The organism is Donghicola sp. XS_ASV15, assembly GCF_041224595.1.
Classification (GTDB): Bacteria; Pseudomonadota; Alphaproteobacteria; order Rhodobacterales; family Rhodobacteraceae; genus Donghicola.
In genome coordinates, this window is sequence record NZ_JBGFGN010000077.1 from 1 (window position 1) to 15,244 (window position 15,244).

At 61.9% G+C, this 15,244-nt stretch carries 10 protein-coding genes and 1 pseudogene; 9 read left to right on the forward strand and 2 right to left on the reverse strand.

Going from position 1 to position 15,244, the window contains the following annotated elements; genetic code table 11:
- Positions 1-33: 33 nt before the first annotated feature.
- Positions 34-2,934, reverse strand: coding sequence for a Tn3 family transposase (locus tag AB9K37_RS01835; protein ID WP_369835296.1), 2,901 nt, complete (start codon positions 2,932-2,934; stop codon positions 34-36).
- Positions 2,935-3,117: 183 nt separating this feature from the next.
- Between AB9K37_RS01835 and AB9K37_RS01840 the strand changes: the two genes are divergently transcribed.
- Positions 3,118-3,690 carry a recombinase family protein gene (locus AB9K37_RS01840; RefSeq protein ID WP_274841176.1) on the forward strand — a complete coding sequence of 191 codons (573 nt, stop codon included), beginning with the start codon at positions 3,118-3,120 and terminating at the stop codon, positions 3,688-3,690.
- Here the strand turns inward: AB9K37_RS01840 and AB9K37_RS01845 are convergent.
- The gene (locus AB9K37_RS01845) at positions 3,649-4,854 is read right to left on the reverse strand and encodes a tyrosine-type recombinase/integrase (RefSeq protein WP_369835297.1); all 1,206 of its coding nucleotides are present in this window, start codon (positions 4,852-4,854) and stop codon (positions 3,649-3,651) included. The two genes, AB9K37_RS01840 and AB9K37_RS01845, sit on opposite strands and share 42 nt — an antisense overlap.
- Positions 4,855-4,998: 144 nt before the next feature.
- Between AB9K37_RS01845 and AB9K37_RS01850 the strand changes: the two are divergent.
- The 8 genes and pseudogenes from AB9K37_RS01850 to AB9K37_RS01885 all read left to right on the forward strand — a co-directional run.
- Positions 4,999-5,115 (forward strand): annotated as a pseudogene (locus AB9K37_RS01850) (antirestriction protein); the annotation flags it as partial.
- A gap of 90 nt (positions 5,116-5,205) precedes the next feature.
- The gene (locus tag AB9K37_RS01855; protein WP_076626024.1) at positions 5,206-5,595 is read left to right on the forward strand and encodes a DUF3768 domain-containing protein; all 390 of its coding nucleotides are present in this window, start codon (positions 5,206-5,208) and stop codon (positions 5,593-5,595) included.
- 152 nt (positions 5,596-5,747) lie between these two features.
- Positions 5,748-7,721 carry a ParB/RepB/Spo0J family partition protein gene (locus AB9K37_RS01860; protein WP_076626023.1) on the forward strand — a complete coding sequence of 658 codons (1,974 nt, stop codon included), beginning with the start codon at positions 5,748-5,750 and terminating at the stop codon, positions 7,719-7,721.
- A 70-nt stretch (positions 7,722-7,791) separates the two neighbouring features.
- Positions 7,792-8,385, forward strand: coding sequence for a regulator (locus AB9K37_RS01865; protein WP_076626022.1), 594 nt, complete (start codon positions 7,792-7,794; stop codon positions 8,383-8,385).
- Positions 8,385-9,041 carry a hypothetical protein gene (locus tag AB9K37_RS01870; RefSeq protein WP_076626021.1) on the forward strand — a complete coding sequence of 219 codons (657 nt, stop codon included), beginning with the start codon at positions 8,385-8,387 and terminating at the stop codon, positions 9,039-9,041. The genes AB9K37_RS01865 and AB9K37_RS01870 overlap by 1 nt, the downstream gene beginning before the upstream one ends.
- Before the next feature lie 112 nt (positions 9,042-9,153).
- Positions 9,154-13,410 carry a bifunctional class I SAM-dependent methyltransferase/DEAD/DEAH box helicase gene (locus tag AB9K37_RS01875; protein ID WP_076626020.1) on the forward strand — a complete coding sequence of 1,419 codons (4,257 nt, stop codon included), beginning with the start codon at positions 9,154-9,156 and terminating at the stop codon, positions 13,408-13,410.
- A 106-nt stretch (positions 13,411-13,516) separates the two neighbouring features.
- Entirely contained in the window at positions 13,517-14,056 is a 540-nt protein-coding gene (locus AB9K37_RS01880) for a hypothetical protein (protein ID WP_076626019.1), read from the forward strand.
- Positions 14,057-14,132: 76 nt separating this feature from the next.
- Positions 14,133-14,858 carry a DUF736 family protein gene (locus tag AB9K37_RS01885; protein ID WP_076626018.1) on the forward strand — a complete coding sequence of 242 codons (726 nt, stop codon included), beginning with the start codon at positions 14,133-14,135 and terminating at the stop codon, positions 14,856-14,858.
- Positions 14,859-15,244 lie beyond the last annotated feature (386 nt).

A 15,244-nucleotide genomic window follows, 5' to 3' on the forward strand; every position in this document is an offset into this window, starting at 1 on the left:
GGGGTCGAGTGCGGCTGAGTGCGGAATCCCCCTTTAAGCGGCTTGGTTGGTGCTTATCCTCCATCGATATTCGCCAGTGAGCACGATATGTGCCCACCCCAAAGGTGAGATGTGGGCGAGGAGGTTTGGCGGACAGTCGAGTCCTTCCTGTTTTCGGGCTGCTGCGGATTTTGCGAGTTCTCGTGTATTCCAGAAGACAATGATGGCGGTTAAGAGGTTTAGCCCTGCGATCCGATAATGCTGACCTTCTGTGGTACGGTCGCGGATTTCGCCCTGTCGTCCGATTCGCAGGGCACCCTTCAGAGCGTGGTGGGCTTCGCCTTTGTTCAGGCCAATGTTGGCGCGGCGCTGCATGTCCATATCGAGCGCCCATTCGATGATAAAGAGTGTCCGTTCTACCCGTCCGATTTCACGTAGCGCGAGCGCCAGGTCATTTTGTCGGGGGCGGGCAGAAAGTTTCTTGAGGAATTGGCTGGGCGGTATTCTGCCGGCCAGCATGGTGGCTGTAGCGCGTAGGATGTCGGACCAGTTGGCGATGATCGTGGCCTCGCGAATGCGGTCCCCCGTCAGTCCTTTCAACTCATCCGGGACTGCCTTCGGCTCAAACACATGTAAGCGTTTTGACGGCAGATCGCGGATGCGGGGAATGAACGTGTATCCGAGCAGGGATGTGGCGGCGAAGACCAAATCGGTGAACCCGCCAGTGTCAGCGTATTGTTCTTTAACCTTCCGCCCGGCCTCATTCATCAGCAATCCGTCCAGTATGTAGGGAGCTTCGCTCACGGTGACCGGGATGACCTGCGTGGCGAAGGGCGCGTATTGGTCGGAAACGTGGGTATAGGCTTTCAACCCGGGTTCGCTGCCGTATTTGGCATTGATGAGATTCATCGCTTCGCCCTGACGGGCAGTCGGAAAGAACTGGCCATCACTTGAAGCGGTGATCCCGCCTCCCCAGAACTGCGCCATCGGTAATCGCGCCTGTGCCTCGACGACCATGGCCAAGGCGCGGGCCAAAGCTTCGCTTTCGACATGCCAACGCGACAATCGCGAAAGTTGGAGGTAGTCATGGGTGCTGGTGGCCGCGGCCATCTTGCTCAGGCCGAGGTTCAGTCCTTCGGCCAGGATCACATTCAGCAAACCGATACGATCCGCGCAAGGCACGCCCGTGCGCAGATGGGTGAAAGCGTCGGTAAAACCGGTGGCGTGATCCACCTCCATCAGAATATCCGTGATCCGCGCCTCAGGCATACGCCGATAGAGGTCGAGCACCAGTTCACTGGTCTCGTCGGGGATATCGGCCTCAAGCCGGTCGATCCGCAGTTCGCCATTTTCAACGGTCCCATTGGGCAATGTGCCTGTCCTGACCGCTTCCGCAAGACGGGCCATCCCCGCCGCTAGGCGACATTTTCGGTCTGCGATCCAGGCCTCGGGCTCCAGTGGTATGGCGAGGCCCATGCTGCGGGCGACTTCGATGGGGACAAGCGCTCGTTTCATGTCTGCGTATCGCCGCGATTGTACCAACCAGACATCGCCGGAGCGGAATGCGTCACGCAGATGGGCCATGACGGCGACAATCCAGAGCCGGTCCCGGTTGGCATCCGGGTGATCGAATTGCTTGCGCCATTTCGACCGGGGCAGCAGAAACGAGAGGGAGTTTTCCGCGTGCGCAACTCCATCACCGATCAGAGACGTCGCCGCGAGCAACGGTTGCAGTGCAGCCCCACACGAAAGCTCCAGCGCCTTCAGCATCCGCCGCGCATAGAGTTTGAAGCGATGATATCCCTTTTCGATATAGGTCAGAGCATCAGCTTTGACGGTCGCCCTGAGTTGACTGGCATTGGTGACAAGTTTTTCCAGGCCACCCCACCCGCAGGATGCATCCACGGCCCCCGCGATAGCCACGTCATCGCCCTTTGCAAGCAACAGCATCGTACCCAGGGTCTCGAACCCAGCCAATGTCGCATCAATATCCGCCTGGGCTTCGGCCACCTTGGCTTCGCTCAGCCGCGTCGCTTCCCGCCAGATTGTACCGACTATTCTGTCATGGGTTTCGACAATGGTATCAGCAAGCGCGGTTTTCCATTCCAGAGCGCACACGGCCAGAATGGCAAACCGCCGGTCACTGGTGATGTCACGTAGGCCACTGGTAAAATAGCGCTCACCCTGGCGGCGCAGCCGTGCGATCCGATGGGGTGGGATATCCACCAGAATGTCTGGCCCAAGGTCAATGCCTTGCAGAAACTCCAGCCGATCCAGCAGCCGGTTGATATCCGCTGAGTTCTTGCCAACCTCAAACTGACGCAGCCAGACAAACCGGCTGATCCGCCCTTCCACCTCTTCATCCAGAAGTGCGTTCAGTGTGGCACGCATCCGGTGATCAAGGCGCGCGTGAATCCGGGCCTCGACCCGACGTTCTGCCGCAACCAGGGCATCGGCGCACAGCCGTTCGATGGTCGAGAGACTGGGCAGGATGATCTGACGATCACGGCACTCCTCGATGAAACCTCGGACAAGACCTTCACTGGAATGCGCTGCTTCGGCATTCTGTTCCAGCCAGACGCGCATCGTCTTCGCCCATTTGCCCGTGAACATCCTGTATCCGTAAATTTTGCGCAGCGCGTGAAGATGCTCATAGCGAGTGTTCTCCCGCGCGGCGTATGGGATCAGATCATCGGCCTGCAGGCCCAACTGCGCTGCGATGAAGCGCGAGACCGCTTCCGGGATTATTTCGCCGGGGCGAAGCAGGCGTCCCGGATATCGAAAAGCGCAAAGCTGGAGAGCGAAACCCATCTGATTTTCCGCACGCCGCCGGGAGCGGATATGCGCGATGTCATCATCGGCCAGCGTGTAGTGGTGCAGAAGCAACGCCTCGTCGGTAGGTAGATCGAAGAGCGCAGCGCGCTGGCGTGCCGTTAGGACAGTGCGATGGGACATGGGTCTCGGAATCTTGGTTCAGGTGAAGGTGGAACTCGTGGGCTATACCTTGTCCGTAAGAGGAGCGATCAGCGGACAGGTTTGGTCGATTGGGCAAAGCGTATGAAACCACCGCTTTGAGCATCTCATATACATGGTACGATTAAATTTGCAAAAGAGGCCCCTTATTCGTACACTCACTTCATGACCACGACCAAAATCGGATACGTCCGCTGCTCCACCGACGGCCAGGACCTGACGGCCCAGAAACAGGCGCTCGAAGATCTCGGCGTCGCGCCGGATCGTATCTATACCGACCATGGTCTGACCGGCACCAACCGTGCTCGACCTGGTCTGGATCAAGCCCTCGCCGCCGTGCGTGAAGGCGACACATTTGTTGTGCCGAAACTCGACCGGCTGGCCCGATCCGTCCCGGACGCCCGTGCCATCGCCGATCAACTGGAGGCCAAGGGTGTCAAATTGGCCCTCGGCGCTTCGGTCTACGATCCCACCGATCCGATGGGAAAGATGTTCTTCAACATCCTCGCCACTTTTGCGGAGTTCGAAGCCGACCTCATCCGCATGCGTACCCGCGAAGGTATGGCCATCGCCCGCGCCAAGGGCAAACTCCGTGGAAAACAGCCAAAACTATCTGAAAAACAACAAAAAGAGCTGTCCAGAATGCACGCCACCGGAGACTATTCCATCAGTGATCTGGCCGAGTTGTTCTCAGTCTCACGCCCAACGGTCTACAGGACACTCGAGCGAAATCGATGAATTTGTATCAATCAGAGCCTTAAAGGGGGATTCCGCACTCAGCCGCACTCGACCCCTGGATGCCCTCAGCATGCTGACCGCACGGGCATGGCGGAAGATGTGCGGTCCGCGCTTGCCAACAAGCTCAATTCCGGCAACAGCGAGGCGCCGTTTGACCACACCATAGAGCCCGCCCGCCTTCATTGCCTGATAGGGTGCCCGGCTTCTCAGAAAGACAGTCCTTGCATCAGTCTCCGGACGGCCAGCGCGCAAATATCGCAGGATCGCTTCCCCCACGGGTTCCATCAGAGGCAGCACGTCCGTGGCATTGGATTTGGAGCGTTGCACCCGAATGGTATCTGCCCGCCAGTTGATATCCTCGATCTGCAGGCGGCCGACCTCGCCGGACCGAAAGCCGTAATTGGCAAGCAGCTGCAGGATCGCGTGATCACGCAACCCCAAGGGCGAGCTGTCTTGCCCCGCAAGTTCGAGCACCGCCGCGATCTGTTCGGCGGTCAGGATCGACGGAATACCCTCGTAGGCGTAGAGAAGCGGGGCGATCACATGACCTGAGAGATCATTCGGATGCAACTTGCACCGGTGTAGATGCCGCAGGAAGCCGCGCAACCGTTCGGCCACGTCCTTGAGCGATTTACGAGTCAAGCCCGGCGCCCTGACATCCATGTAGGCATCAATGTCGCGCACGCTCAGATCGGCAAAACCGGCTTTTCCGTACCGCTGGACGAACCATTTGCAAAAATGGCGCGCCTCCCACATCAGCGCCGTGATCGAGGGCTCGGCCAGACCGCGTTCGGCTTGCAGCCATCGCTCATACTGGTCGCAGACCTCTCGGGCGACGCGCTCCGCTTCGGTCGTGGCAGGCGGCACTGGAGGCCATTCTGGCAGGGCGGAGCGCATCAAAGCGTAAATCCCCGACCGCGGTATCGATGCCCAGTTGGACCCCGGTGCGCGCCCGCGGTCCTTTTGAAACTGCCGGACTGCATGGCGTAGGTATTCGGCGACAAGATCCGGCGTGACGTCGCGCAGGTCAATCGCCCGCTCCTCCAGATAAGCGAGGAATTGACCCGCATAGAGGCAATAATTTTGAATGACTGTCGGGCTGTAACGCTGCCGGTGCAGGGTGTCGCGAAGCTTCGAAAGCTCTTCAGGTTTAGATGATGGCATTTGGTTCTCCTTGGTTTGTTGGGTCAACCAAGGGAACCTCCAGTCTCAAATAATGGGCAGCAAGGGCGACACTGCCCCGGCCCAATGCATTGAAATCAAACAGCCTTGAAAACTATCCTCCGCATTATGCTGTCCTCGCGATAAGTCCGCGTACTCCGCTCGGACAAGCGGGCGATCTTCAAACATGCGGCGGACGCGCAGCGCGCCTGCGACTATCTCGTCGCCGCGTCGGAGGCGGGGCAGGGGGAACAGGCCGCTTGAGGCCGGGGCTGTCCGGGCTGGTAGGGCGTGGTGAAAGGAAAAGCTGGCTTTGGGTCAGGTGTTTTCAACACATCCCGAAAGGACAGACCCATGAGCCGTGCCGAACCCGCAGATTTTCCCGGACCGAATGCCACCGTCATCGCCGCCCAGAACGATGCCTTCCGCAAGTTTGCCTGTCTGGGCATCGCTCCGGATCAGGCGATCCAGGGCCGGCTGGTTGTAACCCAGTCCCTGATCGAGGCAGGTGATGGTTTCGTGATGGAAGCCGTCCAGACCACCGGTGCTTTTAATACATTCGAGCCGGACAACGATCCCGAAGGCTGGCACGATTTCGGGGCGGTGACGATCCGGGGTGAGACCGTGTTCTGGAAACTGGATCTGTATGAGGCCAGTTCCGATTTTCGCTATGGGGCGGAAACGCCCGAGAACCCCGAGACCACCATGCGCGTGCTGACCGTCATGATGGCGCGCGACTGGTAGGGCAGGCCGCACCCCAACCTTCCATCACCGACGGGCCCACTGACCCCCAAAAAAAGGGAAAGTGGGCCTCTTGTCCTGTTGGTTCCCGGATCCGGGGATCGGTCGCGCGAAGACCCGTGCGGCCCTCTCAAACACGTCGAGAAGGACATGTCATGACTCAGTCGTTCAAACCCACCACCGTCGCCATCGGCGATCTTGTCGCCCATCCCGCGAACGTACGGACCAATTCCCCCGAGACCTACGCCTCCGAGAATATCGCGCATCTAAAGGCCAGCATCGCGGTATTGGGCCTCCTGCAACCGCTGCTCGTCCAGAAGATCGACGGCAAGTTCGGGGTGCTCGCCGGTGGCCGTCGTCACGCGGCCCTGCTGGAACTTGCTGCGGACAAGACCGTCAAGGGCTTCACCAACCGCACGAAAATCGATTGCCGCCTGGTCCCCGACGATTGTGATGTGACCACCGCGTTGTCGCTCGCCGAAAACATCACCCAGGCGCCGATGAATGCCATCGACGAGTTTGAGGCCTTCGCCCGGATGATGGAGATCGACGGTCAGACGCCGGAAACCATCGCCAAGACCTTCGGTACCACGGTCGCTGCCGTGAAAGGCCGGCTGCGCTATGGGCTCATCCATCCCGACATCCGCGACGCGGCCCGCGCCAAATCGATCACGCTCGATACAATGAAGGCCTTTGCCGATCATCCCAGCCAGGAGGTGCAACGCGAGGTCTTCGAGGCGCTCACCAAGGAGGACAACTATGTCCAGGCCTACACCGTGCGGAACGCGCTGAAGTCCCGCGGCGTCCAGGTCAGCGACGATATCGGGGCCTTCGTGCGCAAAGACTACGAGGCGCGCGGCGGCGCCATCGCGGCCGATCTGCTGGACGAGCATTCCGTGCTCGAGGATTCCGCGCTGGTCGAAACGATCCTCCTCGAAAAACTCGCCGCCGCCGCCGAAGAGGCTCGGGCAGAGATCGGCTTTGCCTGGGCCGATGCGGTCATCCAGTACGACTATGCCGCCATGGCAGACTATGGCCGGGTCTATCCAGGTCCGGTCGAGCCCGACGAGAAAGGCCGTAAACGTGTCGATGAGATCACCGCCGAGCTTGAGAAACTGGAACGCGAGATGGAGAACGAGGAGCTCGAGGACGCGGCCTACAATGAACTCTACGATCGGGTCGATGAGTTGGAGGCCGAAGCACGGGATCTGCAGGAGGCCTACGGCGCCGAGGATCTTGCGCGCTCTGGCGTGATCGCCGCCTGGTCGCATGGCAAGATCAGTCTGCATGTCGGCCTGGTGCGTCCCGAGGACAGGGTCGAAAGCGCGGGCAAGGCCTCGGGTACGTCAAAGGACCACGGCACGGCTGACAGTGATGAGATCACCTATCCCGCCTCGCTCACCGAGGACCTGAAGACCGAGCGGGCGATGGCGCTCGGCGCGGCAATGGCGATGCACCCGGAGGCGACGCTCGATCTCACGCTCTTCAAGCTGGTTACGGATGTGCTGACCATCGGCATGGGCGTCACCCAGGCGATCAAGGTCGATGCCCGCCAGGAATATCGCACCCACGCCAAGATGGACGAGATCGACGGCACCTCGCTTGAGCAGGTGGCCGAGGCCCATGACGCACTCGACCTCTCCTGGGGCGATGACGCGAAATCCCCTGCCGACCAGTTCGCGCTATTCCGGGCGCTCGATGCGGGCGAGAAGGCGAAACTCGTGGCCTATGCCGCAGCGGCCACGACGCAGTCCTGCTTCGCGCGGGACCGGCAGCGCGACAGCTTGATGCACGACTTCGAGATCGAGATCATGCCGGACATCCGGGCGCACTGGACACCGAATGCGGCGCTTTTCAACCGCTTTAAGAAGGCCTGGCTCCTGAAGATTCTCGGCGAGGAGCTGGGGCTTGCTCAAGAAGCGGTGACATTGGCCTCTTCGACCAAAAAGCAAGTCGTCGAATTCTGCGACAAGCTCTTCGCCGAGCCCTTCGCCACGCTGACGGAAGCGCAGCGGGCGGCGGTCGCGTCCTGGTGCCCGCCGATGATGCAGACGGCAGGCGCCGAACCGGTCGACGCCAGTGAGGCCGAGACACCCGAAGATGAAACCAAGGTCGCCGAAGCGGCCTGATCGAGCAGGCGGCCCGCTCGGCATGTCCGGCGCGGGTCGCACCCTTCCCTCCATCTTACAGGTAAATCCCATGTCCCTTCTTAGCTTCACTGCGGCGAGCGTCGCGGCGCAGATCGCGCATGCGCGCGGCTGCTCCACCTTCCTTCCCAACTGGAACGGGCCGGTGGGCAAACCCGCCCTGATCCTGATCGTCGGCAATGGTGTGCATCTGCGCTCCAATGGCATCGACGGTTCGACCACGCGGATCGTCACCACCGAACGCGCCGATCCCACATATGCCTTCGCCAAGGGCATCAACCCGTTCCGCGATCCGGATTGGATGGCGGCGCGGCAGGTGGCGTTTCGCGATCTGACGGGCCAGTTCTACACCGACATTCTCGATGACGTGCAGATGCTGATCGACCGCGGTCACGACACTATCCGGCTGGCAACCGATGGCCACACGATCTGCGTTTTCCTGCGCCGCGCCGCTGACTACCTGATCGGCGGCACCTACGACGTGCCCTCCGGTCTCGGCGGGACGTTCCGGGTGATCCTGAAGGACGCCACCGACACCCACGCCCTCGTGCAGAATAGCGGCAATTGCGAGGATTTCGACGAGATGCTGCCTTACCGCGTGCCGCTCGATGCGCTCATCGAAATCGATGACCGGAGGGCAGCATAGTGGGCTGGCTTTTCTATACCGACCGCCGCGTCAAAACCTACGCGGACGAGAAAGCGGAAATCACACGGCTTTGCACTTTCGAGACGGATACCCGCAAGACATTGTTGCTCAAGGCCTGCAAGGTCGGCTCGACCTGGTATGCGGCAGCGAAGGTCACGAATATCGACGGCTCGCGGGTCGAGGATGCGACCTATGTGACCGACGAGGACGGGTCGATCACCTTCGGGGCCGTCTTCCTGACGCGCTACGACGATGGCTGCTGGGGCTACAAGGACATGGAGGAGAGCGCCGGGCCGGTGGAGTCGCGGGCACCGCTCGGTCTTCTTGCCCTGTTGTCCGAGTTGAAGGATCCCGACAGCCATGCCCATGCCTGGCGCCAGCGCTGCCGCGACTGGGCCGCGATCCCGGAATACGAAGAGGGCGACAGGATCAAGCTCGCTGCGCCCGTCACGCTGACCGATGGCAGCACCTGCCAGATCGTGACCGCTACCCATTATCGGCGCGGGCGGCAGAAGCGTCGCTGCTACCGCATCGAGGAGACAGGCGGCCTCATGCGTCTGTCTAAGGCCTCGCTTGCCGGGTCCGAGCTTCTCGGCACCGCGAAGGGTGACGCGAGCCCCGTTCTGGCGGAGTTCTTTGCCGGGAACGGTTCCTGACCGCCGGCAGCGTCGCCATCTGTCCAGCCTTGAGCCGCCTCCGCGCAGACAAAAGCGCAGAGGCGGCTTTCTGTCCTGTCGAACCCACAACCTGACTCAAAGGACAGACGATATGGACAACCGAAGCCCGGTACTCGCACGCGATTTCCCATCGAAACCTCACCTTCTTCAGGCCATTCGCCTGATCGGCAGCGAGATTGAGAAGCAACCGCTCAAGAGCTCATCGCTCGCTCGGATCATGCGCGAGACTTTCGGTGGCAGCGATGCCGGCGGCGCGTGGTTCTGGCGCATGGCCTATGACCTGATGCAGGCCGCCGCGGTCATGCAGCTTGTGCGGGACAGCAGTTCGGACGCGCTTGCGATGGCCAGATTGCTCTCCTCACGGCTTCTGACGGAGACGCGGCGCTCCGAGCAGCAGATCCGCCTGCAACAGTTCTCGACGCCGCTGCCCTATGCGGCGCTGGTCACGCGTGCCGCGGCCATCCGTCCCGGCGAAACCTTCCTCGAACCCTCCGCAGGCACCGGCGCACTGACCGGTTTTGCCGTTCGCTCTGGCGGCAAGCCGATGCTCAACGAGATCGACTCCTTTCGCCGGGCGCTTCTCGAGGCGATCTTTGATATACAGGTGACCGGCTTCGACGCCGAGCATATCGACGATCTTCTCGAAACCTCCGAACTTCCCAGTGTTATCGTGATGAACCCGCCTTTCGCCTCCTCGGTCGATCGGTCGCGCGACAAGCACATCGCGGCGAAACATCTGATCTCCGCAGCCAAACGCCTCGCGCCCGGCGGGCGTCTCGTTGCAATTATGCCCACGGGCTTCACGCCGGAACGGGATGCGGGGCATTGGGCACGGGCCTCGGCCATCGCAAAACCGCGCCTTGCGCTCACCATCCCCGGCCATGTCTATCGCAAACTTGGCACCACCGTCGAAACGCAGCTCATGGTCTTCGACAAGCTGCAGGAAGACGTCGAGTTTGTGCGCTCAGCTGTCGACGATTTGGATGCGGCGCGGGAAATCGTCGATAACATCGGTAAGTCGCGACCCGGTGCGTCTCTCGTCCAGACCAGAGCACAGGTCCGGCATGTCCCACGGCAAGGCGGTGCGCCCGCCGCGCGCAAGCTCCCCGCCACCGCAACCTCTACTGTCAAATCGACATCCCACGCCGCTGTCCCGCTGTCCTTCACCAATCTCGACACACCCCGGGAAAACACCCCCGTCTCCGACATCTATGCCCGTTACCGTCCGCAGCGGATCGAGATCGCGGGTGCGCAAGAGCATCCCACGCCGCTCGTCGAGAGCATCGCCATGGCCTCGGTGGCGCCCCCAGTCCCGTCGAACGAAGCCGCCGCCGATCTGCGCCTGCCCGGTCGCCTGATCGAGGGGGGCCATCTCTCCGAAGCCCAGCTCGAGACCATCCTCATGGCGAACGACGCGCACGCGCGCGACCTGCCGGGGCGGTTTACCATCGATGAGGACCAGACCCGGATGACCCGCGCCGACACCGATCTGGAGGCGAAGGCCTATCGGCTCGGCTATTTCCTCGGCGATGGCACCGGCTGCGGCAAAGGCCGGGAATGCGCAGGGCTCATCCTGGTCAATTGGCTCGCCGGGCGGCGCAAGGCGGTCTGGATTTCCAAATCCGCCACGCTCATCGAGGACGCCATCCGCGACTGGACCGATCTCGGCGGCTCGCCCGCCGACATCCAGCCGCTCTCCAAATGGAAGCCGGACCAACCCATTCCGATGGGCGACGGCATCCTCTTCGTGACCTATGCGACGCTGCGCTCGGCGGGCAAATGCGGAACCACGCGTCTCAGTCAGGTTCTCGACTGGATGGGCGAAGACTTCGACGGCGTGCTGGCCTTCGATGAGGCCCACGCCATGCAGAATGCCGCCGGGTCCGACGCGGGCAGGGGCGTCAAGCCCTCCCAGCAGGGTCTCGCCGGGCTACGCCTCCAACTCGCTGCGCCCCGGGCGCGGGTCTTCTATGTCTCGGCGACGGGCGCCACCAGCGTGCAAAACCTTGCCTATGCCTCCCGGCTCGGGCTCTGGGGGCAGGGGCCGGAATATCCATTCCCGAGCCGAGAGAGTTTCGTCTCCGCGATGGAGGCCGGCGGCGTGGCGGCGATGGAAGTCGTGGCACGCGATCTGAAGACCCTCGGCTTCTACACCGCGCGAGCACTCAGCTTTGACGGCGTGGAGTATGACGTGCTCGAACATGCGCTGACACCGGCCCAGATCGAGATCTACGACGCCTATGCCGGGGCCTTCCGGACGATCCACCACAACCTTGAGGCCGCGCTGACCGCGACTGGCGTCAACGACGCCTCCGGTCAGACGAACGCCTCTGCCGCCAAGGCCTCGGCAAAGTCGCGCTTCGAGAGCACCAAGCAGCGCTTCTTCAACCATCTCCTGATGGGCATGAAGGCCCCGACCGTCATCCGCGCCATCGAAGAGGATGTTGCGGACGGTTATGCCTGCGTCATCCAGGTGGTCTCAACTGGAGAGAGCCTGTTGAAACGCCGGCTCGAGGCGATGGATCCTGAAGACGAGCTCGTGCAAGGCGCGCTGACACCACGCGACTACGTGCTCTCCTACCTCGAACAGGCCTTCCCGATCCACGCCCAGAAGCTGATCGAGATCGACGGCAACATGGTGGCCGAACCACTCCGGGATGCGAATGGTGCCCTGGTCGTTTCGCGCGAGGCCGAGGCCTTGCGGGATGCCGCGATGATGGAGCTGATGTCCCTCGCGCCGATCCCCGCGGCGCTCGATCAGATCCTTTGGGCCTTCGGCGATGAGGCCGTGGCCGAGGTGACCGGGCGCTCCATCAGACCCCTTAAATCCGGTGACGGCGCTCTCTTCATCGAGAAGCGATCCGCCAGCAGCAATTCCTCGGAAACCCGCGCCTTCATGGACGGCGAGAAGGACATTCTCATCTTCTCCGATGCCGGCGGGACGGGCCGGTCCTATCACGCCGCCCAGACGGCGAAGAACCAGAAGCGGCGGCGGCACTATCTCCTCGAGCCCGGCTGGCGGGCCGACGCGGCGATCCAGGGGCTCGGCCGCACGCATCGCTCGGCTCAGGTGTCCGCGCCCTTTTTCCGGGTCTGCACCTCGGACGTGCACGGCGAGAAGCGGTTCACCTCGACGATCGCTCGGCGGCTCGACCAGCTCGGCGCGCTCACCAAGGGCCAGCGCGAGACCGGCTCCCAGGGCATGTTCCGCGAGGAGGACAATCTCGAAAGCCCGATCGCAAGGGGAGCGCTCCGCGGCTATTATGCCGATCTGGCCGCCGGGCGTGCCGGGGCGATGAGCTTCGAGCAGTTCTGCGATTGGACAGCGCTTCGTTTGATCGATCAGGACGGCGTGCTGCTCGAAGAACTTCCGCCGATCCAGCGCTTCCTCAACCGCGTGCTGGCGCTGCCGATCCACATGCAGAACGCGCTCTTTGCCGAGTTCATGAGCCGCATTGCCGACCAGACCGAGCGGGCGCGGGCGGCAGGCACGCTCGATCTCGGCGTCGAGACTTTACACGGCGAGAGGATCGAGCAGGTTTCGGCAGAAGACCTCTGGACCTGTCCGCGCTCCGGCGCGGTGACACGGATCATCGGGCTCGAAGTGACGGACCCCGTCCATGTTCTCGCCGCTGAAGAGGCTCTGGATCGAAATCCTGATAAGCAGCCGATGATCAATCGCGCGTCGGGTCGCGTGGCGTTGATCTCTTCGCGTCCGATGCAGATGTATGACGAGGAGATTGTCACGCTCATGCGCAAGGTGACGCGGCCGAGCGGGTCCACCTATGTCGAGGAAGGGAAGTTCCAGGCCTCCGCCTGGGAGGAGATCAAACCGTCAGAGTTCCGCCGCCTCTGGGACAAGGAGGCCGATAGTCTCCCTAAAACCGCCACGACGAAGCTCTACCTGCTGACGGGGCTGCTTCTTCCGATCTGGAAGGACATCCCGTCGGGCAACGAGCGAATCTACCGCGTCACGCCAGAGGGCCAGGCAAGCATGATCGGCCGGACCGTCAGCGAGGACGGCGCAGCGGCGCTGCGCGCGCGGTTCATGGTTGGCACCCCGAAGACCCCGCAGGAGGTGCTGACGGCGGCACTCGGGTCCACAGCGCCGGTCGATCTCGGTCGCGGTCTCACGCTCATCCGCCGCCGGGTCGCGGGGGCGGCCCGTCTTGAGATCGACGGGGCCGACCGGGGCATGATCGACGGGCTGAAGGCCATGGGCTGCTTTACAGAGATCATCGCCTTCCAGCTCCGGGTCTTCGTGCCGCACGGAGAGGGCGTTGATACCGCCGCGATCTTGTCTCGGATCACCGGTGCCCAAACTGGCGCGTCCCAGGAAGCCGCCTGACACGCGTCGGCTCGAGCAGGTCCAGACTCCAAAACGTCCATTCCACGGGCCAGATCGATTGATCGGGCCCGTGGGCATTCCCAACCAATCCCCTACGGAGATCAATATGAACTTCGCAGAGATCGAATCCGCCGTGGATGCGAGACACTCCGTGCACTGGTCACATGAAGGCTACCGCGTCCACCGGGATCCACCTGGCCAATACCTGATCACCTATCTGCCGAATGGCAGTTCGATCGGCCTCACGGACCGAAGCGGCACAAAGCTGAATGGGGATGAGATGTCGTTTTTTGTCTCCCGTCCCGACCTGGGCGTCACCATCCATTGCAGCGCCTGTGGCAGCGAAGACGTCCTGCGGGATTGCTGGGTCGGCTGGAATACCGAGTTGCAGTTATGGGAGAGCACCGACCTGCAGGATCACGCCTTCTGCCGCGCCTGTGACGGGGAGGCCATACTGACAAAGCGTACCATCCGGGACTATGGCGCGGCGTCAGGGTTCAGCAGTTCCGGATGCGTTCCTGTCCGAACCATTGCCGAAAAAGGGCAGGGGACGGGTGCGTGCGGGGAGGTCGCAGGCACCGATCTGAGTGGTGTCTCGTGTTGCACAGTGGGGGGAGAGAGGAAAGAGGGCTTTCTGAATTGGTGATCCCATGAGGGGTCGAAAAGCAATCCCGTGTGCTCTGGCCAAGTGTCAGGCACCGGCAAACCCAAGGAGAAGACCCATGTTCGCAGGAACCCTGACCAAAAACGCCGAAACCGCAGCCGCCGTCTATTCCGGCATGATCCATTCCGCGCGGTTCGATATCGCCATCCAGCTCGAGACGCGGACCAAGATGTCCGAACGCAGCCCCGACTTTGACGTGACCGCGGTGAACAAGTCGGGCCGCAAGGTGCGCATCGGCACGGCCTGGAGCGAGACCGGCAATACCAGCGGTAATCCTTACGTCTCGATGCAGATCGATGTCGGCCTCGGCCCGTTCCGCGTCAACGCGGTGCAGACCAAAGAAGCACGCGAGGCCGGGAGCGGCGCGTTTGAAATCATCCCGCTGGTCTCGAACGGCGAGATGAAGTCCGGCTCGATCTCGGGTGAGCTGACGGCGATGGATGCCGACAACGCCTTTGCCGGCTACATCGCCAATATGATGTTCGATCTCGACTTCATGCTGATCGAGAACGAATTCAAGACCGAGGAAACTCACCCCGACTACCGGATTGAGGTCTCCTCACCACGCGGCCACCCAATCCGCATGGGCTCGGCCTGGATGGCGAAGAGCAATCGTACGGGCAATGATTATGTCTCGCTCCTCATCAACACGCCCGATGGCGATCTGCGGGTCAACGCCGTGCAGAACGAAGAGCAGCGCGGCGGTCAGACCTTCTCGATCATCCCCTTCGTCGACAGCGGCGAGCAGGCACAGGAGACGGGAGGTCTTTCACTGGTCGCCTGATGGATCAGGGAGAAGATCGTTACCGGACGGGAGCCGCGTAAACGCGGCTCCTATTCCCCAACTCGAGGCAGTCGCCGCGACACAGAGTGCGCCCAATTTCTGAACAATAATATACGACATGCGCAAGAATGTAGCATTGCATGACATGCATAGCTGCATTGCAGCGAAACCCCTTGTTGCGGCGCAGCATTCCCCCTACATTTTTCTTGAAGGTTGGGCCTCCTCTCCTCCTCCCTGGGGGTCGGACCGGAGTTCTGCGCTGCACCTCCTCCCGCAGCGTGGACGCAAGAAATCAGGCGTCATCTCACCTCCCGAGATGGCGCCTTTTTTCGTTCCGTCTTTGGACGATCTGACCAGGTGAAAATCCTATTGGCCTAACCCTGATT